Origin of the sequence: Streptomyces sp. NPDC050674 (assembly GCF_040654575.1) — a bacterium.
GTDB lineage: Bacteria > Actinomycetota > Actinomycetes > Streptomycetales > Streptomycetaceae > Streptomyces.
Map to the genome: position 1 here is coordinate 627,506 of NZ_JBFAIG010000002.1, position 21,192 is coordinate 648,697.

16 protein-coding genes are annotated in these 21,192 nt (G+C 72.7%); 15 read left to right on the top strand and 1 reads right to left on the bottom strand.

Going from position 1 to position 21,192, the window contains the following annotated elements:
- Nucleotides 1–369: 369 nt before the first annotated feature.
- The 7 genes from ssd to AB0I06_RS06335 all read left to right on the top strand — a co-directional run bounded on the left by ssd (nt 370) and on the right by AB0I06_RS06335 (nt 5,591).
- Entirely contained in the window at nt 370–1,482 is a 1,113-nt protein-coding gene (ssd, locus tag AB0I06_RS06305; protein ID WP_363117561.1) for a septum site-determining protein Ssd, read from the top strand.
- Complete coding sequence (locus tag AB0I06_RS06310) at nt 1,479–2,711, top strand: TadA family conjugal transfer-associated ATPase (RefSeq protein WP_363117562.1); 1,233 nt, start codon at nt 1,479–1,481, stop codon at nt 2,709–2,711. Before ssd ends, AB0I06_RS06310 begins: the two co-directional genes overlap by 4 nt.
- On the top strand, nt 2,695–3,567 hold the full coding sequence (locus AB0I06_RS06315) for a type II secretion system F family protein (protein WP_363117564.1): 873 nt from the start codon (nt 2,695–2,697) through the stop codon (nt 3,565–3,567). The genes AB0I06_RS06310 and AB0I06_RS06315 overlap by 17 nt, the downstream gene beginning before the upstream one ends.
- Nucleotides 3,564–4,355 (top strand): type II secretion system F family protein, encoded by a 792-nt coding sequence (locus AB0I06_RS06320; protein WP_363117565.1) that lies wholly within the window; start codon nt 3,564–3,566, stop codon nt 4,353–4,355. The genes AB0I06_RS06315 and AB0I06_RS06320 overlap by 4 nt, the downstream gene beginning before the upstream one ends.
- A gap of 81 nt (nt 4,356–4,436) precedes the next feature.
- Entirely contained in the window at nt 4,437–4,646 is a 210-nt protein-coding gene (locus tag AB0I06_RS06325) for a DUF4244 domain-containing protein (RefSeq protein ID WP_363117696.1), read from the top strand.
- Entirely contained in the window at nt 4,633–4,992 is a 360-nt protein-coding gene (locus AB0I06_RS06330; protein WP_363117566.1) for a TadE family type IV pilus minor pilin, read from the top strand. The genes AB0I06_RS06325 and AB0I06_RS06330 overlap by 14 nt, the downstream gene beginning before the upstream one ends.
- Nucleotides 4,993–5,177: 185 nt before the next feature.
- Complete coding sequence (locus AB0I06_RS06335) at nt 5,178–5,591, top strand: Rv3654c family TadE-like protein (protein WP_363117697.1); 414 nt, start codon at nt 5,178–5,180, stop codon at nt 5,589–5,591.
- Here AB0I06_RS06335 and AB0I06_RS06340 read toward each other — a convergent pair.
- On the bottom strand, nt 5,509–8,076 hold the full coding sequence (locus tag AB0I06_RS06340) for a DEAD/DEAH box helicase (RefSeq protein ID WP_363117567.1): 2,568 nt from the start codon (nt 8,074–8,076) through the stop codon (nt 5,509–5,511). The two genes, AB0I06_RS06335 and AB0I06_RS06340, sit on opposite strands and share 83 nt — an antisense overlap.
- A gap of 78 nt (nt 8,077–8,154) precedes the next feature.
- Here AB0I06_RS06340 and bldG point away from each other — a divergent pair, with 78 nt between their 5' ends.
- The 8 genes from bldG to tmk all read left to right on the top strand — a co-directional run bounded on the left by bldG (nt 8,155) and on the right by tmk (nt 21,072).
- Complete coding sequence (gene bldG / locus AB0I06_RS06345; protein ID WP_003991900.1) at nt 8,155–8,496, top strand: anti-sigma factor antagonist BldG; 342 nt, start codon at nt 8,155–8,157, stop codon at nt 8,494–8,496.
- Nucleotides 8,497–8,618: 122 nt separating this feature from the next.
- Nucleotides 8,619–9,050: an ATP-binding protein gene (locus AB0I06_RS06350; protein ID WP_363117568.1), complete on the top strand. Its 432-nt coding sequence runs from the start codon at nt 8,619–8,621 to the stop codon at nt 9,048–9,050.
- A gap of 273 nt (nt 9,051–9,323) precedes the next feature.
- Nucleotides 9,324–11,729, top strand: a complete 2,406-nt coding sequence (locus AB0I06_RS06355; RefSeq protein WP_363117569.1) for a sodium-translocating pyrophosphatase — start codon at nt 9,324–9,326, stop codon at nt 11,727–11,729.
- Nucleotides 11,730–11,922: 193 nt separating this feature from the next.
- Entirely contained in the window at nt 11,923–12,513 is a 591-nt protein-coding gene (locus tag AB0I06_RS06360) for a small secreted protein (protein ID WP_363117570.1), read from the top strand.
- Between the two features lie 90 nt (nt 12,514–12,603).
- Nucleotides 12,604–14,142, top strand: a complete 1,539-nt coding sequence (locus AB0I06_RS06365) for a class I SAM-dependent methyltransferase (protein ID WP_363117572.1) — start codon at nt 12,604–12,606, stop codon at nt 14,140–14,142.
- Between the two features lie 221 nt (nt 14,143–14,363).
- Nucleotides 14,364–14,561, top strand: coding sequence for a hypothetical protein (locus tag AB0I06_RS06370; protein WP_363117573.1), 198 nt, complete (start codon nt 14,364–14,366; stop codon nt 14,559–14,561).
- Nucleotides 14,562–14,807: 246 nt separating this feature from the next.
- On the top strand, nt 14,808–17,654 hold the full coding sequence (gene topA, locus AB0I06_RS06375) for a type I DNA topoisomerase (protein ID WP_363117574.1): 2,847 nt from the start codon (nt 14,808–14,810) through the stop codon (nt 17,652–17,654).
- Between the two features lie 154 nt (nt 17,655–17,808).
- Nucleotides 17,809–21,072 (top strand): dTMP kinase, encoded by a 3,264-nt coding sequence (gene tmk / locus AB0I06_RS06380; RefSeq protein WP_363117575.1) that lies wholly within the window; start codon nt 17,809–17,811, stop codon nt 21,070–21,072.
- Nucleotides 21,073–21,192 lie beyond the last annotated feature (120 nt).

Genomic DNA, 21,192 nt, shown 5'->3' on the forward strand with positions numbered 1-21,192 from the left:
GCCTGACAGCCGCTGAGATGTTCACGGTGGCGCGCTGTTGGCATGCCCATGACCAGTAACACCGTGTAGCCGCCGGACTGCTCTGTGGAAGTCGCACAGAGGGTCTGAGCGGCTCACCGGTATGGGTGACGGCGATATTCACAACCCCCGGCACGTCCACAGTTATCCACCAAGATCCACACGATTTCCGGGATCGCTGCACCGTGATTCCAACGCGTCCCGCTCGCGGCGAGTTCATGGCCGGTTCCGAGGAGCGGGGGCGTTCGGCCGGTTTCTGTCCGGCCGTTCACAGGGAGGCCGCTCGCCGGTTCTCCCAGGTTTGGCAATCGCGGGGCCGCTGGAGCCGCGCGAGTCACGCAGCGAAGGGGGATGGAAACCGTGGCCGGAACCGTCACACACGACCCGCCGCCGGCCGCCGGAGGGCGGCAGGGCGGACCACTGATCCTCACCGAGGACACCGAACTCCTAGACGATCTGCTGCGCCTGTGCGCGGCGGCGGGCGCCACACCCGAGGTGCACCACGGTCTGCCCGAGCGCAGAGGCAGCTGGGAGGCCGCGCCGCTGGTCCTGGTGGGCGACGACGCCGCCCGGAGGGTGCGCGGGGCCGCGCGCCGAAGGGGTGTCGTCCTCGTCGGCCGGGACCAGGACGACTCCGGCGTGTGGCGGCGGGCCGTCGAGATCGGCGCCGAGCACGTCCTGATGCTGCCCGACGGTGAGCAGTGGCTGGTCGACCGGATCGCCGACGTGGCCGAGGGCGTCGGCCGGCCGGCCCTCACCGTGGGGGTCATCGGCGGGCGGGGCGGGGCCGGAGCGTCCACGCTCGCCTGCGCCCTGGCCGTCACCTCCGCGCGGGAGGGACTGCGCACCCTCCTCGTGGACGCCGATCCGCTGGGCGGCGGACTCGACGTACTCCTCGGCGGTGAGACGGCCGAAGGACTGCGCTGGCCCGCGTTCGCCTCCTCCCGCGGACGGGTCGGCGGGGGAGCCCTGGAGGAGTCGCTGCCCGAACTGCACGCGCTGCGGGTGCTCAGCTGGGACCGCGGCGACCGCATCGCCGTCCCGCCGCAGGCGGTGCGCGCGGTGCTGGCGGCGGCCAGGCGCCGGGGCGGCACGGTCGTGGTCGACCTGCCGCGCCGGATCGACGACGGTGTCGCCGAGGTCCTCTCACAGCTCGATCTGGGCGTGCTGGTGGTGCCCGCCGAGCTGCGGGCCGTCGCGGCCGCGGGACGGGTGGCGTCCGCGGTCGGCATGGTCCTGCGGGATCTGCGGGTGGCGGTCCGCGGGCCGTACCCGCCGGGGCTCGACGACCGCGAGGTGGCCCGCCTGCTCGGACTGTCTCTGGTCGGCGAGGTACCGGACGAGCCGGGGCTGTCGCGCCCGGACCAGGCCGCAGCGCCCCCGGGCGCCGCCCCGCGCGGACCGCTCGCCCGGTTCTGCGCGGAGTTCTGGGAGCGGGCGCTCGTCGAGGCGGGTACGGCATGAGCACCCTGGCCGGACTCGAGGGCGCGGCGCTGCTCGACGGGGTGCGGCGGTGGCTGGCCGAGAGCGGGGGCGAGCCGACCCCCGCACGCGTGGCGCAGGCCCTGCGGGAGCAGGGGCGGGTCCTCGGGGACGCCGAAGTGCTGGGGGCGGCCGCGCACTTGCGGTCCGAACTGGTCGGCAGCGGACCGCTGGAGCCGCTTCTCGCCGACCCGTCGGTGACGGACGTGCTGGTGTCGGCCCCCGACCGGGTCTGGGTCGACCGGGGCGGCGGACTGGAGCTGACGCCGGTGCGCTTCGCGGACGCCGCGGCCGTACGCCGGCTCGCCCAGCGTCTCGCGGCCGTGGCCGGACGCCGTCTGGACGACGCCCGGCCCTGGGCGGACGCCCGGTTGCCCGACGGGACGCGGCTGCACGTGGTGCTGCCGCCGGTGGCCGTGGGCTGCGCCTGCCTGTCGCTTCGGGTCGTGCGTCCTCGTGCCTTCACACTCGGCGAGCTGGTCGCGGCGGGCACGGTTCCTCCGGGTGGAGACCGCGTGCTGCGCGCGCTGCTCGACGCCCGGTTGTCCTTCCTGGTCAGCGGAGGAACCGGCACCGGCAAGACCACGCTGCTGAGCGCCCTGCTGGGACTGGTGGGACCGGACGAGCGGATCGTCCTCGCCGAGGACTCGGCGGAACTGCGACCCGACCATCCGCACGTCGTGCGGCTGGAGACCAGGCCCGCCAACCAGGAGGGGGCGGGCCTGGTCACCCTCGAGGACCTGGTGCGCCAGGCGCTGCGGATGCGGCCCGACCGGCTGGTGGTGGGTGAGGTGCGCGGGCCCGAAGTGGTGCATCTGCTGGCCGCGTTGAACACCGGCCACGAGGGCGGCTGCGGCACCGTGCACGCCAATGCCGCCGCCGACGTACCTGCCCGGCTGGAGGCGCTCGGCACGGCCGCCGGGCTCGACCGGGCCGCGCTGCACAGCCAGCTGGCGGCCGCGCTCTCCGTGGTGCTGCACCTGGTGCGCGACCGGTCCGGGCGGCGGCGGATCGCCGAGGTGCACGTGCTGGAGCGGGACCCGTCGGGGCTGGTGCGGACGGTACCGGCACTGCGATGGGGAGAGCGGGCCTTCGTGCGTGAGCCGGGGTGGGAGCGGCTGAGGGGGCTGCTCCGGGGCGGGGAGAGCGGGAGCGGCCCGGAGGAGGCCGCGGTGGAAGGGGGCGAGGCGAGGCATGACGGGGGTGGCTGAGATGTCGACGGGTACGGCGGTGGTCTGCATGGGAGCGGCCGTCTGGTTGCTGGGCGAGCGGGAGGAGGCGGCGCGACGGGCGCGGCTGCTGCTCGCGGACGGCGGAGCCGTCTCGCACGGGTCGCCCGGGTGGCGGCGGCTGACCCATGGGCTGTGGCGTATCCGTGCGCGACTGGGGGCCGAGTGGTGGGCGCCGGTGGCCGGGCTGGTGCCGGCGGTGCTCGGGGCGTCGGTGCTGCCGGTCGTCCTGGGGGCGGCCGGGGTGCCGCTGCTGCGGCGGGCCCGGCTGGCCGGCCGGGCGCGGCGGGAGCGGGAGCGCCGGGCCGACGCGGTGATCGCGTTGTGCGGGTCGCTCGCCGGGGAGGTGCGGGCCGGACGTCAGCCGGGTGAGGCGCTGCTGCGGGCCGCGCGGGACTGCGGCGGGCTCGCGGGCACGCGGGCGACGGTGCTGGCGGCGGCGCGGTTCGGCGGTGACGTGCCGGAGGCGCTCGCGATGGCGGCACGGCAACCGGGCGCCGAGGGACTGCGGGGACTCGCGGCCTGCTGGCGGGTGGCGGTGGACCAGGGCGCGGGGCTCGCCGCCGGGCTCGACCGGCTCGCCACCGCCTTGCGGGCCGAACGGGACCAACGGTCCGACCTGAGGGCTCAGTTGGCGGGTGCCCGGGCCACGGCGGTGATGCTCGCCGCTCTGCCGGCCCTGGGCCTCGCCATCGGCATCGCCCTCGGCGCCGATCCCCTTCACGTCCTGCTGCACACCGGGGCGGGGCTGGGCTGTCTGGCGGCGGGCGGGGTGCTGGAGGGCCTGGGCCTGTGGTGGGTGCGGCGGATCGTTCGGGGCGCGGAGGAAGCGGCATGAGCGGGGACGTTGTCCACAGGCTGGGGGTGGCCCTGGGGATCGTGGCGGCCTGCGCCTGGTCGGCGCGGTGGCTGGTGGAGTCGCGGCGTCGCCGAAGGACGCGCCGGCGGCTGGCCGAGCTGTCGGGGGCCCGGGAGGCCACCGCTCCTGCCCCACGCCATGCCATCCGTGGGATCGCACGCGCCTGGCTGGCCCCGGTGGGCGTGGCGTGCGCCGTCTGGGCGCTGGTCGGGGGCCTCACCGGGGCCGCCGTGGGACTGGCCGGCGCGGTGGGCCTGTGGCGGTGGCAGTTGCGGCAGGCGGCTGCGGGAGAGGACCCGCGGGCACCTGACCACGCCGAGGCAGCGCGCCAACTGCCCCTCGCCGCCGACCTGCTGGCGGCCTGCGCGGCGGCGGGCGCCGGCCCGGTCATCGCTGCGCAGGCGGTGGGCGAGGCCCTGGGCGGCCCTGTCGGCGAGGCGCTCGCCCGGGGCGCCGCGGAGGTGCGGCTGGGCGGTGAACCGGGGGCGGCCTGGCGGAGGCTGGACGCGCTCCCGGGCGCCGGAGGTCTGGCCCGGCTGCTCGAACGGGCCGATGTGTCAGGCCTGCCGGCCGCCGGACCGGCCGCACGGCTGGCCGCCGAATCGCGCGCCGACTGGAACCGCGCCGCGACGACCAGGGCCCGCCGGGCGGGCGTGATGGTCAGCGCGCCGGTCGGGCTGTGCTTTCTGCCCGCATTCATCGCGGTCGGCGTGCTGCCGGTGGTGATCGGGCTCGCGGGCGGGGTGCTCGGAGGGGGTGACGGCTGACGCGGGGACGGACCGGAAGCGAGTGAGCGACAAGTGAGCGAAGACCAAGAGAAGTTCGGACTCTTTCCTACGGGGGTTGAGATGTATCAGGCGGTTCGGGCACGGCTGCGTGCCCTGGTGTGCGGGTTGCGTGCGGCGCGGCGGGACGGGGGGATGGTCACCTCCGAGTACGCGATGGGAATCGTCGCGGCCGTGGCGTTCGCGGTGGTGCTGTACAAGGTCGTCACGAGTGGGCCGGTCAGCGCGGAGCTGCAAGCCGTGGTGAAGGGGGCCCTCAATGCGCGGATGTGAACGGGGCGCGGACCGCGGGTTCGTCACGGCGGAGTCGGCGGTGGTGCTGCCCGTCCTGGTGATGTTCGCGATGGCCCTGGTGTGGGGGCTGCTGGTCGTGGCCGCGCAGATCCAGTGTGTGGACGCGGCGCGGACCGGGGCGCGTGCGGCGGCACGCCAGGACCCGCCCGGCGCGGTCGTGCGGCTGGCCCGCGAGGCGGCACCGCCCGGTGCGAAGGTGACGGTCAGCCGGGACGCGGAACACGTCCGGGTGACCGTGGTGGCCGAGCCGCCGGTGCTGCGCGGTCTGTCCTTCGCCGTGCGCGAGGAGGCGGTGGCGTCCGTGGAGGAGGCGGTGGGCACGTGAGACGCCGCCGGGCGGGGGCCGGGGTCAGTACCGGTGGTGGGCATGTGTGGTGCCGCCGGGAGGGGGCCGGGGCCGGGGTGAGTACCGGCGGTGGGCACGTGCGGTGCCGTCGGGCGAGAACCCGGCCCGAGACAGGTAGCGGCGGTGGGCGTGTGAGGCACCGCCGGGCGGGGGTCGGAGCCGGTATCGGCAGGTGGACGGCCGTGCGCTTGAGCGCCGGTTCGGACCGCGGGTCCGCCACCGTCTGGAGCGTGGGGGCGATCGCCGTGCTGTGCGTGGTGTTCGGTGTGGTCCTCGCGCTGGGACAGGCCGTCGTGATCCGGCACCGGGCGGCGGGCGGTGCGGATCTCGCGGCGCTCGCCGCGGCGGACCACTGGGCCGAAGGGGGCTCGGCGGCCTGCGCTCGGGCCGGCCGGGTGGCCCGGGCGCAGGGCGTGCGGCTCGTGCGGTGTGAGATCACCGGGCAGATCTCGGATGTGACGGCGGCGTCGGGACGGGGCCCGTTCACGGCGCGGGTCAGGGCGCGGGCGGGTCCTCCGATGGCCCCGCCGGGCCTTCCGCCGGCTGCTCTGCCACCCCGTCCGCCGTCCCCTCCATGACAGGAGCGCCTTCCTCCTCCGGAGCGCCCTCCTTCTCCTCGGGAGCCCCCTCCAGCAGCACCGTGAGGAGGCGCACCGCCCCCCTCTTGTGCAGCGGGTCGTTGCCGTTGCCGCACTTGGGGGACTGGATGCAGGACGGGCAGCCGGCCTCGCATTCGCAGGAGGCGATGGCCTGGCGGGTGGCGGTCAGCCAGGTGCGGGCGGTGTGGAAGGCGCGCTCCGCGAAGCCCGCGCCGCCCGGATGGCCGTCGTAGACGAAGACCGTGGGCAGCAGCGTGTCGGGGTGGAGCGGGATCGACACGCCGCCGATGTCCCAGCGGTCACAGGTGGCGAAGAGGGGCAGCAGGCCGATGGACGCGTGTTCGGCGGCGTGCAGGGAGCCGCCGAGGATCTCCGGGTTGATCCGGGCCCGGTCCAGCTGGTCCTCGGTGACGGTCCACCACACGGCGCGGGTGCGCAGCGTACGGGGAGGGAGGTCGAGTTTGGTCTCGCCGAGCACTTCGCCGGTGATGAGCCGTCTGCGCAGGAAGGAGACGACCTGGTTGGTGACCTCGACGGAGCCGTAGCAGAGACGGCCGTCACCCCAGGGGATCTCCACGTCCGTCTCCAGGACGGAGATCGACGTCGTGTCCCGGGCGACGGTGGAGTACGGCGGGGCGGCCTCCTCGACGAGGGCGACGGAGTCCTCCAGGTCCAGCGACCGCACCAGGTAGGTGCGGCCCTGGTGGAGGTGGACCGCCCCTTCGTGCACCGTCGAGTGCGCGGCGCCGGCGTCGACCGTGCCGAGCAGCCGGCCCGTGCCGGTCTCGACGACCTGGACCGGGCGTCCGCCCTCCCCTCGGATGTCCGTCAGGTCGGCGGCGCGCTCCCGGCGGGTCCAGTGCCAGGCCTTGGTGCGGCGGCGCAGCAGCTTCGCGGCCTCCAGCTGCGGCAGCAGGCTCTCGCCGGCCGGGCCGAACAGGGCGAGGTCCTCGTCCGTCAGGGGCAGCTCCGCGGCGGCGGCGCACAGATGCGGGGCCAGCACGTAGGGATTGTCGGGGTCCAGGACGGTCGATTCGACGGGCTGGTCGAACAGGGCCTCCGGGTGGTGGACGAGGAAGGTGTCCAGCGGGTCGTCACGGGCCACCAGCACGGCCAGCGCCCCCTGCCCGGCCCGTCCGGCCCGGCCCGCCTGCTGCCACAGGGAGGCGCGCGTGCCCGGGTAGCCGGCGATGACGACCGCGTCGAGGCCGGAGATGTCGATGCCGAGTTCGAGGGCGTTCGTCGCGGCGAGGCCCAGCAGTTCACCCGAATGGAGGGCATGTTCGAGTGCGCGTCGCTCTTCCGGCAGATAGCCGCCCCGGTACGCCGCGACACGCCGGGCCAGCGACCGGTCGACTTCGGCGAGGCGCTCCTGGGAAATGACCGAGATCAGCTCGGCGCCGCGCCGGGAGCGGACGAAGGCGACCGAGCGCACGCCCTGCACGGTGAGGTCGGTCAGCAGGTCCGCGGCCTCGGCGGTGGCCGTGCGGCGGACGGGAGCGCCCTTCTCGCCGTGCAGCTCGGTCAGCGGCGGCTCCCAGAGGGCGAACACCAGTTCACCGCGTGGGGAGGCGTCGTCGGCCACCTCCAGCACCGGCACGCCGGTGAGGCGGCGGGCGGCCACCGCGGGCTCGGCGGCGGTCGCGGAGGCCAGCAGGAACACGGGCGAGGCGCCGTAACGGGCACAGAGCCGCCGCAGGCGGCGCAGCACCTGGGCGACGTGGGAGCCGAAGACGCCGCGGTAGGTGTGGCACTCGTCGATGACGACGTACTTGAGCGACTTCAGGAAGGAGGACCAGCGGGGGTGGGACGGCAGGATCCCGCGGTGCAGCATGTCCGGGTTGGTCAGGACGTAGTTGGCGTACTGCCGGATCCACTCGCGTTCCTCGAACGGAGTATCGCCGTCGTACACGGCTGCGCGTACGGCGTTGCCGAGGGGATGTGAAAGTTCCTTCACCGACCGGCACTGGTCCGCCGCGAGGGCCTTGGTCGGAGCCAGGTAGAGGGTGGTCGCGCCCCGGCCGTTCGGGGCCTCCGCGCCGTCCATGAGGGTGGACAGCACCGGCACGAGGTAGGCCAGGGACTTGCCGGAGGCCGTGCCGGTGGCGACGACGACCGAGTCGCCGTCCAGGGCGTGCTCGGCCGCCCGTGCCTGGTGGGCCCAGGGGTGTTCGATGCCCGCGGCCCGCACGGCGGCGACCACCTCCGCCCGGATCCGGTCCGGCCAGACGGCATGCCGACCCGCGCGCGGGGGCAAGTGCTCCGTATGAGTAATGCGCGAAGCCCTGCCCGGACCGGACGCGAGCCGGTCCAGGACCGTGCCCGGAGCGGGCCGGGAGGCGGGTTCCGTCGGGGTTCGATCGGATCGGTGATTCTTGGCCATCGGCACCGAGTGTGTCACTGGCGTGACGGACAATGGAGCCAAGGCGTCGTGCACGCCTGCCGGTAAGTGATTGAATGCCATCGCGGCTGGCGAAGCGTCCAGGGGCTGAAGCCGAATGCCCCTAGGGCGACCGCTCGATAGCAAGGTGCTGGAGGATCCGTGGACCTGTCCCTGTCGACCGAAACCATGGGCGATCGCACGATCGTCAGGGTCGGTGGCGAAATCGACGTATATACCGCGCCCAAGCTGCGCGAGCAGTTGGTCGAGCTGGTGAACGACGGCAGTTTCCACCTTGTCGTCGACATGGAGGGCGTGGACTTCCTCGACTCCACCGGGCTCGGCGTGCTGGTCGGCGGCCTGAAGCGTGTGCGGGCCCATGAGGGCTCCCTGCGCCTGGTCTGCAACCAGGAGCGCATTTTGAAGATCTTCCGTATCACCGGCCTCACCAAGGTGTTCCCCATTCACACCTCGGTCGAGGAAGCGGTTGCGGCCACCGACTGACACCGGTCCCGGGCCTCGTGCCCGGGCCGGCCGACATTCGGCAAGAGTGAACACCGAGGGGGCCCGGGTTTCGTCGGCCCGGAGCCTCTCGACAGCACGCCCGCTAGTTGCGAGGGGGATGCATGGCCACCGTTGAGCTCCGCTTCAGCGCGCTGCCCGAGCATGTCAGGACCGCCCGGCTGGTGGCGGCCGCGGTGGCGCGCAGGGCCGGAGTGGACGAGGCCGTCCTCGACGAGGTCAGGCTCGCCGTCGGCGAGGCGTGCAGCCGGGCCGTCGGGCTCCACCAGACCGTCGGGATCTCGGCACCGGTGAAGGTGCTGCTGATCGAGGAGGAGAAGCAGTTCTCCATCGAGGTCGGCGACGAGGCCCCGCACGCGGTCTCCGGCGAACGCGCGTCCGGTGCCGGCGGCTCCGACGGCGAGGCCGACGAGGACGAGATGGGCCTCGCGGTCATCAGTGGACTCGTCGACGACGTCGAGGTCAGCGCGGGAGAACACGGCGGGCTGATCAAGATGACCTGGCCGACCACACCGCCGCCGACGATCCTGGTCTGATTCCGCCACCGCGCACACCGTTCTTCCGAAGGGCCCCACCCGTGGGGCCCTTCGTCATGTGCGGGTGTCAGTGCTCGCCTTTACAGTAGTTCCTGTGCCGTTCATCGCGTGAATTCGTTCACGATCATTCGCGCGCCCTCCGGCAGCGTCAGAATGCTTTCAGGGCATTACCTCGGACGTCCAATTCCGTTTATCGCGCTCTGTTTTGATCAGGTTCCGGTACCTACAATCCCGTCCACATCTTGAGCTCAGCCCAAGCGTCAAGGAGGACGAATGGCGGGGCTTTCCCTCTCACAACAGTCGGGTCATCACACCGACTTCGCAGCCGCGGTCCTGACCGACGGCAACCGCGTTCTCATCGTGGTCATCGCGGTCGTCGCACTGGCGGCGCTGGCGGTCGCGGGCGTCCTGGTGCGCCAGGTGCTAGCGGCCGGCGAGGGCACCGACAGCATGAAGGAGATCGCGGCAGCGGTCCAGGAAGGCGCGAACGCCTATCTGGCGCGTCAGCTGCGCACGCTCGGCGTATTCGCCGTCGTCGTGTTCTTCCTGCTCATGCTGCTGCCCGCGGACGACTGGAATCAGCGTGCCGGACGTTCGGTGTTCTTCCTGATCGGAGCGGCGTTCTCGGCGGCCACCGGCTATATCGGCATGTGGCTCGCCGTGCGCAGCAATGTGCGTGTCGCCGCGGCGGCACGTGAAGCAACCCCGGCACAAGGCGAGCCGGAAAAGGATCTGACCTCCGTCTCGCACAAGGCGATGAAGATCGCATTCCGTACGGGCGGCGTGGTCGGCATGTTCACGGTGGGCCTCGGCCTGCTCGGCGCCTCCTGCGTGGTGCTGGTGTACGCGGCCGACGCGCCGAAGGTGCTCGAGGGCTTCGGCCTCGGAGCCGCGCTGATCGCGATGTTCATGCGGGTCGGCGGCGGCATCTTCACCAAGGCCGCCGACGTCGGCGCCGACCTGGTCGGCAAGGTCGAACAGGGCATTCCGGAGGACGACCCGCGCAATGCCGCGACCATCGCCGACAACGTGGGCGACAACGTCGGCGACTGCGCGGGCATGGCGGCCGACCTCTTCGAGTCCTACGCCGTGACGCTGGTGGCCGCGCTCATCCTGGGTTCGGCCGCCTTCGGCGACGCAGGGCTGGGCTTCCCGCTGCTCGTGCCGGCGATCGGCGTGATCACCGCCATGATCGGCATCTTCGCGGTGGCGCCCCGGCGCGCCGACCGCAGCGGCATGAGCGCCATCAACCGCGGGTTCTTCATCTCCGCGGTGATCTCGCTGGTGCTGGTGGCGGTGGCCGTCTTCGTCTACCTGCCCGGGAAGTATTCCGAGCTCGACGGGGTCACCGACGCCGCGATCATGGGCAAGGACGGCGACCCACGGGTCCTCGCGCTGGTCGCGGTGGCCATCGGCATCGTGCTCGCCGCCCTGATCCAGCAGCTGACCGGCTACTTCACCGAGACCACCCGCCGCCCCGTCAGGGACATCGGCAAGACCTCGCTCACCGGCCCGGCCACCGTCGTCCTCGCCGGAATCTCCGTCGGTCTCGAATCCGCCGTCTACACCGCCTTGTTGATCGGCCTGGGGGTGTACGGGGCGTTCCTGCTCGGCGGCACGTCCATCATGCTGGCGCTCTTCGCGGTGGCCCTGGCCGGCACCGGCCTGCTCACCACGGTCGGCGTGATCGTCGCGATGGACACCTTCGGGCCCGTCTCCGACAACGCGCAGGGCATCGCGGAGATGTCCGGTGACGTCGAGGGCGCGGGCGCGCAGGTGCTCACCAACCTGGACGCGGTCGGCAACACCACCAAGGCGATCACCAAGGGCATCGCGATCGCCACGGCCGTGCTCGCGGCGGCGGCGCTGTTCGGGTCGTACCGCGACGCGATCATCACCGGCGCGCGGGACGTGGGCGAGAAGCTCAGCGGGGAGGGTGCCCCGATGAGCCTGATGATGGACATCTCGCAGCCCAACAACCTCGTGGGTCTCATCGCCGGCGCGGCGGTCGTCTTCCTCTTCTCGGGGCTGGCGATCAACGCCGTGTCGCGGTCGGCGGGTTCCGTGGTCTACGAGGTGCGGCGGCAGTTCCGTGAGAAGCCCGGGATCATGGACTACAGCGAGAAGCCGGAGTACGGCAAGGTCGTCGACATCTGCACCAAGGACGCCCTGCGCGAGCTCGCCACGCCCGGTCTGCTGGCCGTGATGGCGCCCATCTTCATCGGGTTCACGCTGGGCGTGGGAGCGCTCGGCGCGTTCCTGGCGGGCGCGATCGGCGCGGGCACGCTGATGGCGGTGTTCCTCGCCAACTCCGGTGGCGCCTGGGACAACGCCAAGAAACTCGTCGAGGACGGCCACCACGGTGGCAAGGGCGGCGAGGCCCATGCGGCGACCGTGATCGGAGACACGGTCGGCGACCCCTTCAAGGACACCGCGGGCCCCGCGATCAACCCGCTGCTGAAGGTCATGAACCTGGTGTCGCTGCTCATCGCGCCCGCGGTGATCAAGTTCTCCTACGGCCCGGACAAGAGCATCGGGGTGCGGATCCTGATCGCCGCCCTCGCGTTCGTCGTGATCGTCGGAGCGGTCTACGTGTCAAAGCGGCGGGGAATCGCCATGGGTGACGAAGACAACGCCGGATCGAAGTCCAAGTCGGCCGACCCGGCGGTGGTTTCGTAGGGAGGTTCTCCGAGCCCCAGCTCAAGGTGCGGGCGGGCGGCGCGCGTTGACGCGTCGCCCGCCCGCTCTTTGTGGGTAGACGCTCACGCGTGAGCCTTCTCTCGATTGGTGCAAAAGGTTACAAAACGGTCTTAATAGACGTTCGACGTGCGGTTGCCGTGCATCTGGCGTGTATGTTCCGGGGCCGAGAGCCATGGAAGGGACCAAACCGGTGAACAAGAAGCTCGCGGCCGCACTGTCCGGCGGTGCGGTACTGGTACTGGCGCTGTCGGGCTGCGGCGGCGACGACGGCAACGACAAGCTGGACTCCTGGGCCAAGCAGGTCTGTGACGCCGTGCAGCCGCAGGCCAAGAAGATCGAGTCGGCCAATGCCGCGATCCAGAAGGAGACCTCGGACAACAGCACGCCGAAGGACGTCCAGAAGACCGACGCACAGGCCTTCCAGGACATGTCCGACGCCTACAAGGCGATCGGGACGGCTGTGAACAAGGCCGGGGCGCCTGACGTCGAGAACGGCGAGAAGAAGCAGCAGGACGCGGTCAAGGAGCTCAACTCGATCTCCGCCTCGTACGCCTCCCTGAAGAAGCAGGTCGACGGGCTCGACACCAAGGACCAGGGCAAGTTCGCCGACGGCCTGAAGGACATCGCCACCGAGCTGGACAAGCTGAGCCAGAGCGGGAACGACGCCCTCAGGAACCTGGAGGAGGGCGAGGTCGGCCAGGCCATGGCCCGGCAGTCCAGCTGCAAGGCGGCCACGGCGTCGGCGGGCGCGACGCAGAGCTGAGCGTGCACCTCATGCCGCTGGTGCGCCGAGTGGCGGGGAACGCACGGACTGCCGCGCACGGTCACGCGCGGCCCCGCACCGGCGGCCACAATGGACGGCGTGAGTAACGCCAGCCAGTCATCCCTGCCCCCGCTGCCCGCCTCCGACCGTCCCGATGTCGCCGCCCGGCTCCGGGACGCCCTGCTCGCGGCCTCCTTCACCGCCGACGGACTGCTCGAACTGCTCGGCGCCCCCGCGTACGCGGCGCTGGCCCGGAGCGAGACCGTGCCCGCGCTCCGGGCGACGCGCGGGGACACGCCCCTGGAGATGCTCGTCCGGCTGTTCCTGCTCCAGCAGCCCGTGCCGCACGCGCGCGTGGCGGACGTCCTGCCCGTCGACGCCTGCATGGAGAGCGGCTGGCTGGCCCGGGCCGGCGGGGACGAACTCGCCGCCACGGTGGACGTCCGGCCCTACGGCGGGCCCGGCGGCGAGGACTGGTTCATCGTCTCGGACCTCGGCTGCGCGGTCGGCGGCGCCGGCGGCATCGGCCGGAGCGACGAAGGGGTCGTCCTCGGAGTCGGCGGCGCCTCCACGACCCTCGCCGGCATCACCGTCCGCACCCCCGTCGCCGCCACGCTCGACCTCGGTACCGGCTCCGGCATCCAGGCCCTGCACGCCACACGGCACGCCACGCGGGTGGCGGCCACCGACCTCAACCCGCGCGCCCTGCACATCACCGCCCTCACCCTGGCACTGTCCGGCGCCGCGACCGCCGACCTGCGCGAGGGCTCCCTCTTCGAACCGGTCCGGGACGACGAGACGTTCGACCTGATCGTGTCCAACCCGCCCTTCGTGATCTCTCCCGGCACACGACTCACCTATCGCGACGGCGGGATGGGCGGGGACGATCTGTGCCGCACGCTCGTTCAGCAAGCGGGCGACCGGCTGAACGAGGGCGGGTTCGCCCAGTTCCTGGCCAACTGGCAGCACGTGGAAGGGGAGGACTGGCAGGACCGGCTCAGGTCATGGGTGCCGCGAGGCTGCGACGCGTGGATCGTGCAGCGCGAGGTGCAGGACGTCAATCAGTACGCCGAGCTGTGGCTGCGTGACGCCGGTGACCACCGGGGTGACCCGGCGGAGTACCAGGCGCGGTACGACGCATGGCTCGACGAGTTCGAGGCGCGCAAGGTGAAGGCCGTCGGGTTCGGCTGGATCACCCTGCGCAGGACGAGTGCCGCCGTTCCCTCGCTCACGGTGGAGGAGTGGCCGCACCCGGTCGAGCAGCCGCTCGGCGACACCATCCGGGCCCACTTCGACCGGCTCGACCACCTGCGCGACCACGACGACGCCGCGCTGCTCGAAGGGCACTTCCGGCTCGCCGCCGAGGTCGTGCAGGAGCAGGTGGGGCTGCCGGGGGCCGAGGACCCCGAGCACGTCGTGCTGCGCCAGAACCGCGGCATGCGCCGGGCGACCCGGGTGGACACGGTCGGCGCGGGCTTCGCGGGTGTCTGCGACGGCACGATGAGCGCGGGCCGCATCCTCGACGCCATCGCCCAGCTGATCGGCGAGGACCCGGTGCTGCTGCGCGACCGCACACCGGCCCAGATCCGGCTGCTGGTCGAGCAGGGGTTCCTGGAGCCGGTGCGCTGAGCGCCCGCGCGAGGGGTGTCGTCGGAGGGTGCCGGGAGGCGCGCCAATAAATTCGAGTCGATTTGGACACCCCGTCCGAGACGGGTCACGCGGAACCGGACGCCCTTGATCCACCGCCGTGTCGCCCCGGCGTTCACCTCGGGTTCGCCTGCCCGCCGCCCGCGCGTGTCAGCCTCCCGGGGCCGACACGGCGCGGGCGGGGGAGAAGGGGGACGGCGGCCATGGAGAGCGAACCGGCGATCTTCACGGGAGCGGTGTTCTCCCTGTTCGGAGGCGGGCTGCTGGCCTGGACCGTGTCACGGGTGCGCCGGCGGCTGCCTGTCGCCGAGGGGGTGAGGCCGGCCCCATCCGCGGCCCTCGCGAGCGTCGCCGCGGTGATCGCGCTGGCCCTCGCGGCGTGGTGCTTCACGCGCCTGTGAGACCCGCGTCGGCCTCGCACCCGCCGGTGACCGGGGGGTCGCGCTCCGCACAGGGCCCGGCCTGCTCTCGATACGCCGGGCGGCAGGATCGGTGGTAGTCGGGTTACCGTTCGAGTGGCCGTTGCGGGCTTTTCCCGTTTGACACGGGGGCGGGATGTACCGTCACACTCCGCAGCGTCACCACGTTTCCAGCCCCGGTGAGCGACTCCGGGGAGGCCCCAGTGTCGACCGGAGAGAAGAGCGAAGTTGTCCCCGACCAGCGAGACCGCGAAGGGCGGCCGCCGACTCGTCATCGTCGAGTCGCCTGCCAAGGCGAAGACGATCAAGGGCTATCTCGGCCCCGGCTACATCGTCGAGGCGAGCGTCGGGCACATCCGCGACCTTCCCAACGGCGCCGCCGAGGTGCCCGACAAGTACACCGGCGAGGTCCGCCGCCTCGGTGTGGACGTCGAACATGACTTCCAGCCGATCTATGTGGTCAACGCCGACAAGAAGGCGCAGGTCAAGAAGCTCAAGGACCTGCTGAAGGAGTCCGACGAACTCTTCCTCGCCACCGATGAGGACCGCGAGGGCGAGGCCATCGCCTGGCACCTCCAGGAAGTGCTCAAGCCCAAGGTCCCGGTCAAGCGGATGGTCTTCCACGAGATCACCAAGGCCGCGATCCAGGCCGCCGTGGCCAATCCGCGCCAGCTGAACCAGAAGCTCGTCGACGCCCAGGAGACCCGCCGCATCCTCGACCGCCTCTACGGCTACGAGGTCTCGCCGGTCCTGTGGAAGAAGGTCATGCCGCGGCTGTCCGCGGGCCGTGTCCAGTCGGTCGCCACCCGGCTCGTGGTGGAGCGGGAACGCGAGCGCATCGCCTTTCGTTCGGCTGAGTACTGGGACCTGACGGGCACCTTCGCGACCGGCCGCGCGGGAGACCCGTCGGACCCGTCGTCGCTGGTCGCGCGCCTGCAGACCGTCGACGGCAGGCGGGTCGCGCAGGGCCGCGACTTCGACTCCCTGGGACAACTGAAGAGCGCGAACACCCTCCACCTCGACGAGGCGAACGCCCGCGCCCTGGCCGCCGCACTGGAGCAGACGCGGTTCGCCGTCCGCTCCGTCGAGTCCAAGCCCTACCGCCGCTCGCCGTACGCCCCGTTCCGTACGACGACGCTGCAGCAGGAGGCCAGCCGCAAGCTCGGCTTCGGCGCGAAGGCCACCATGCAGGTCGCGCAGAAGCTGTACGAGAACGGCTACATCACCTACATGCGTACGGACTCCACGACGCTGAGCGACACGGCGGTATCCGCCGCCCGCGCCCAGGTCACGCAGCTGTACGGCGCCGACTACCTGCCGCCGCAGCCGAGGACGTACGCCGGGAAGGTCAAGAACGCGCAGGAGGCCCACGAGGCGATCCGCCCCTCGGGCGACCGTTTCCGCACTCCCGCCGAGACCGGACTGACCGGTGACCAGTTCAAGCTGTACGAGCTGATCTGGAAGCGGACCGTCGCTTCCCAGATGAAGGACGCCACCGGCAACAGCGTCACGGTGAAGATCGGCGGCACGGCGGCCGACGGACGGGACGTCGAGTTCAGCGCGTCCGGCAAGACGATCACTTTCCACGGCTTCCTGAAGGCCTACGTGGAGGGCGCCGACGACCCGAACGCCGAGCTGGACGACCGGGAGCGCCGGCTGCCCCAGGTCGCCCAGGGCGACGCCCTGAGCGCCGAGGAGATCACGGTCGACGGGCACGCCACCAAGCCCCCGGCCCGCTACACCGAGGCGTCCCTGGTCAAGGAGCTGGAAGAGCGCGAGATCGGCCGCCCGTCGACCTACGCGTCGATCATCGGCACGATCCTGGACCGCGGCTACGTGTTCAAGAAGGGCACGGCCCTGGTGCCGTCCTTCCTGTCCTTCGCCGTGGTCAACCTCCTGGAGAAGCACTTCGGGCGGCTCGTCGACTACGACTTCACCGCCAAGATGGAGGACGACCTCGACCGCATCGCCCGCGGTGAGGCGCAGTCCGTGCCGTGGCTGAAGCGCTTCTACTTCGGCGAGGCCAACGGCATCGGCGGCGCGGCCGAGGCGGGCAACGGCGACGGGGACCACCTCGGCGGCCTCAAGGAGCTGGTGACGGACCTGGGCGCGATCGACGCGCGCGAGGTGTCGTCGTTCCCGGTGGGCAACGACATCGTGCTGCGGGTCGGCCGCTACGGGCCGTACATCGAGCGCGGCGAGAAGGACACCGAGCAGCACCAGCGCGCCGACATCCCCGACGACCTGGCGCCCGACGAGCTGACCGTCGACCTCGCGGAGGAGCTGCTCGCCAAGCCGAGCGGTGACTACGAGCTGGGCACGGACCCGGCCACCGGCCACACCATCGTCGCCAAGGACGGCCGCTACGGCCCGTACGTGACGGAGGTCCTCCCCGAGGGCACCCCGAAGACGGGCAAGAACGCGGTCAAGCCGCGCACGGCGTCCCTGTTCAAGACGATGTCGCTGGACACGGTGACCCTCGACGACGCCCTGAAGCTGATGTCGCTGCCGCGTGTCGTCGGCACCGACGCCGAGGGCCAGGAGATCACCGCGCAGAACGGCCGCTACGGCCCGTACCTGAAGAAGGGCACCGACTCCCGGTCCCTCCAGGCCGAGGAGCAGCTCTTCACGATCACGCTGGAGGAGGCGCTGGCGATCTACGCCCAGCCCAAGCAGCGTGGCCGGGCCGCGGCGAAGCCGCCCCTGAAGGAGCTGGGCACCGACCCGGTGAGCGAGAAGCCGGTCGTGGTCAAGGACGGCCGCTTCGGCCCGTACGTCACCGACGGGGAGACCAACGCGACCCTGCGCTCCGGTGACAGTGTGGAGGAGATCACCCCGGAGCGCGGTTTCGAGCTGCTCGCCGAGAAGCGCGCCAAGGGGCCGGCGAAGAAGACCGCGAAGAAGGCGGTCAAGAAGGCGCCGGCGAAGAAGACGACGACGGCGAAGAAGACCGCGGCGAAGAAGACCACCACCGCGAAGAAGGCGACCGCGAAGAAGACGACGGCGAAGAAGACCACCGCCGCCGCCAAGACGGCAGCCACGGCGGCGGCCGCCGCCAAGTCCGTGGAGGACTGAGGTCGTTCGAGTCCTGTTCGAAGTCCGCGCCGCCGCGCGCGGATCTTCGCCCAGGGTTCGGAAAGCGAACGCCCCGGCAACACTTCGGTGTCGGGGCGTGCGCATGCCAGGCCGCGCCCTCCAGCGTGCCGGTGGCTCCCGATAGGCTGAACGCATGACGCGAGCCGACCACCCAACGGCCCCTCAGCCCGCCCCCGACGATGCCCTGGTCGCGGACTCCCGCGAGCGTGCCGTCCGTGCCCTGCTGCGGCGACCGCAGTTGAAGCGGTTGTGGAGCGCACAGCTCGTGGGGGGCGTGGGGGACACCCTCGCCCTTCTCGTCCTGGTCGTTCTCGCACTCCAGGCGGCCGTCGTCGAAGGCTCGTTCGGGGGCGGTTACCGGGGTGTGGCGTTCGCAGTGGCGACCGTTTTCGGGGTGCGCATCCTCGCGACGCTGCTGTTCGGCGCCGTACTGCTCGGTCCGCTGACCGCACTCACCTCGCAGGACGGTCCGCTGGACCGCCGCTGGACCATGGTGGGCGCCGACGGGCTGCGCGCGGCGCTGCTCATCGTCGCTCCCTTGTGGATCGACTGGACGCCCGACGACGCGCTGACGCTGCTGCTCGTCACGGCCTTCGTGACCGGGGTCGCCGAGCGGTTCTGGACGGTGTGCCGCGAGAGCGCGGCCCCCGCGCTGCTGCCCGCCCCGCCGCCGGAGGGCGCGACGGTCCGGCCGCTGCCCGACCACATGGACGCCCTGCGCCGCCTGTCGCTGCGCACCGGCTTCGTGGCGATCCCCCTCGCGGCCGTCGCCCTCGTCGTCGCCTCCCTGTTCAACAACCTGCTCGGCGCCGGCATCGACTGGTTCGGCCAGCACCAGGCGGCCCTCGCCTCCTACGTCGCGGCCGGCCTGTTCGCCGCGTCCCTGTCCGTGCTGACGTTCCTGGAGCTGCCCGACACCCGCACCCCGCGTGCGCGATCGCCGCTCGAGGGGCTGCGCCGCCCGAAGACCGGCACCGGCACCGACAAGGGCCGCACCGGTGCGTTGCCCCTGCTGGTGCTGGCCAGTGCCGCCGTCGCCGCGGCGGTGTCGGCCGCCGTCGCCGTCGCCGTGCTGCACGCCAAGGACCTGGGCGGTGGCCCGGTGCTCTACGGCCTGTTCGTGGCCGCGCTGACCGGCGGTGTCGTGGTCGGCATCCGCACGGCGCCCGCCTTCATGCCGGCGCTGTCCCGGCGCAGGCTGCTCGCGCTGACGATCGCCTTCACCGGTATCGCCCTGCTGGCCGCCGGGCTGGTCCCGGACGTCACCACCGTGCTGCTGATCCTCGCGCTGGCCGGCGTCGGCGCGGGCATGTCCGCCAACATCGGTCACACCCTGCTCGACCAGGAGACCGAGGAGTACCGGCGGCCCCGCACGACGGAACACCTGCACGCGGTCGTCCGGGTCTTCGTGGCGCTCGGCGCGGTCATCGCCCCGCTCGTCGCGGCGGCGATCGGTCCGCACCGGCTGGAGAGCGGCAAGTTCGTCTTCGCGCACGGCGGCGCGGCCTTCGCGCTGATGCTGGCCGGCGCCCTGCTGCTGCCGGTGGCCGCGCTGGTGCTGGCCAAGGCCGACGACCGTTCCGGTGTGCCGCTGCGGCAGGACCTGAAGGACGCGCTGCTCGGCGGCGACGACCCGGAGCAGGGCCCGTCGGCCTCCGGTTTCTTCATCGCCCTGGAGGGCGGCGACGGGGCCGGCAAGTCGACGCAGGCCGAGGCGCTCGCCGAGTGGATCCGCGGCAAGGGCCACGAGGTCGTGCTGACGCGCGAGCCGGGGGCGACGCCCGTCGGCAAGCGGCTGCGGTCGATCCTGCTGGACGTGTCGAGCGCCGGTCTGTCCCACCGCGCGGAGGCACTGCTGTACGCGGCCGACCGGGCCGAGCACATCGACACCGTCGTACGGCCCGCCCTGGAGCGCGGTGCTGTCGTCATCTCCGACCGGTACATCGACTCCTCGGTCGCCTACCAGGGAGCCGGCCGCGACCTGTCGCCGACCGAGATCGCCCGCATCAACCGCTGGGCCACGAACGGGCTCGTGCCGCATCTGACCGTGCTGCTGGACGTCGCGCCGGAGACCGCGCGCGAGCGGTTCACGGAGGCGCCGGACCGGCTGGAGTCGGAGCCCGCCGAGTTCCACGCGCGCGTACGGGCCGGTTTCCTCACCCTGGCCGCGGCCGACGCCGGCCGGTACCTGGTGGTGGACGCCGGCCAGGAGCCCGAAGCCGTCACGACCGTCATCCGGCACCGGCTCGACCAGGTGCTGCCGCTGTCCGAGGCCGAGATCAAGGCCCAGGAGGAGGCGCGGAGGAAGGCCGAGGAGGAGGCCCGCCGCAAGGCCGAGGAAGAGGCCGCCCGCAAGGCCGAGGAGGAGCGCCTGGAGCGCGAGCGCCAGGAGCAGCTGGCCAAGCTGCGCGCCGAGGAGGAGGAGCGCAAGCGCCGCGAGCTGGAGGAGGCGCAGCGCCGCGAGGCCGAACGGCAGGCGGAGGAGGCCCGGCGCCGCGCCGAGGAAGCGCGCAGGAAGGCCGAGGAGGAGCGGGCACGTCTCCTCGCCGAGGAGAAGGCCCGCGCCGAGGAGGAGGCCCGCCGCAAGGCGGAGGAGGAGCGCCGCCGCAAGCAGGCCGAGGAGGAGGCGCGGCTGCGCGCCGAGGCCGAGGCGCTCCGGCTGGAGAAGCAGCGCAAGGCCGAACAGGCGCTGCTGCGGGCCGAGGAAGCCCGGCGGCTCGCGGAGGCGGCGGCCGCCGCGGCCGAGGTCGGCCCGAAGAACTCCGCCCCGAAGGGTGCCGCGGGTTCCGCCGCCCCCGCTCAGGACGCGCCGACCGTGCCCACGCCGGTGGTGTCCCCGGGCGGCGGTGCCGGAGACGACACGACAGTGCTGCGCCCGGTGCGGGAGGAGGAGCGCGGTGCGGGCCGGGTTTCCGGTGAGTCCGACGCCGAGGTGACGGCCGAGCTGCCGATGCCGCCGCCGGTGGCGCCGGAGGCCGACGACCGGACGGAGCTCCTGCCGCCGGTGTCCCCCCGCGCCGGGGACGAGACCGAGGTGCTGCCTCCGGTCCGGCCGACAGACGCGGAGGAGACGGCGGTGCTGCCTCCGGTCCGGCCGGCAGACGTCGAGGAGACGGCCGTTCTCCCTCCCGTGCGCGGCGATGACCCGGCGGACCGGGTTCCGCCCGGCTACTTCCGCAAGGACGCCCCGGCCCCCCGGCCCGACGGCACCGAGGACCGCACGCGGGAGATGCCCCAGGTCGACGCCGACGGGGCGCCGCGCCGGCGCCGGTCCGACTGGGCCGAGGAGACGCCGCTGGACGACCTGCCCTCGCTGGCGGACGAGCTGCTCGGACCGCACGACGACGAGCCGGACGAGGGGCGCGGACGCCGGGGCCGAGGCGGCCGGGGGCGCTGACGCCTCCGGCCGGCGGGCGCGGGACCCAGGGCTCCGGCCGCGCGGTCGGACGGGGCGGCAGGCGTTGTCAGTGGTCGCCCCCACAATGGAGCTCGCAACGCGGAACGTGACGGAAGGACG

Excerpts from the sequence above, each read along its gene's own strand:
- tmk (WP_363117575.1), top strand. The coding sequence starts at position 17,809 with ATGACGCGAGCCGACCACCCAACGGCCCCTCAGCCCGCCCCCGACGAT.
- AB0I06_RS06310 (WP_363117562.1), top strand. The coding sequence starts at position 1,479 with ATGAGCACCCTGGCCGGACTCGAGGGCGCGGCGCTGCTCGACGGGGTG.
- AB0I06_RS06350 (WP_363117568.1), top strand. The coding sequence starts at position 8,619 with ATGGCCACCGTTGAGCTCCGCTTCAGCGCGCTGCCCGAGCATGTCAGG.
- AB0I06_RS06360 (WP_363117570.1), top strand. The coding sequence starts at position 11,923 with ATGGAAGGGACCAAACCGGTGAACAAGAAGCTCGCGGCCGCACTGTCC.
- AB0I06_RS06325 (WP_363117696.1), top strand. The coding sequence starts at position 4,437 with ATGTATCAGGCGGTTCGGGCACGGCTGCGTGCCCTGGTGTGCGGGTTG.
- AB0I06_RS06340 (WP_363117567.1), bottom strand. The coding sequence starts at position 8,076 with ATGGCATTCAATCACTTACCGGCAGGCGTGCACGACGCCTTGGCTCCA.
- AB0I06_RS06315 (WP_363117564.1), top strand. The coding sequence starts at position 2,695 with ATGACGGGGGTGGCTGAGATGTCGACGGGTACGGCGGTGGTCTGCATG.
- AB0I06_RS06330 (WP_363117566.1), top strand. The coding sequence starts at position 4,633 with ATGCGCGGATGTGAACGGGGCGCGGACCGCGGGTTCGTCACGGCGGAG.
- AB0I06_RS06355 (WP_363117569.1), top strand. The coding sequence starts at position 9,324 with ATGGCGGGGCTTTCCCTCTCACAACAGTCGGGTCATCACACCGACTTC.
- AB0I06_RS06320 (WP_363117565.1), top strand. The coding sequence starts at position 3,564 with ATGAGCGGGGACGTTGTCCACAGGCTGGGGGTGGCCCTGGGGATCGTG.
- AB0I06_RS06370 (WP_363117573.1), top strand. The coding sequence starts at position 14,364 with ATGGAGAGCGAACCGGCGATCTTCACGGGAGCGGTGTTCTCCCTGTTC.
- ssd (WP_363117561.1), top strand. The coding sequence starts at position 370 with ATGGAAACCGTGGCCGGAACCGTCACACACGACCCGCCGCCGGCCGCC.
- AB0I06_RS06365 (WP_363117572.1), top strand. The coding sequence starts at position 12,604 with ATGGACGGCGTGAGTAACGCCAGCCAGTCATCCCTGCCCCCGCTGCCC.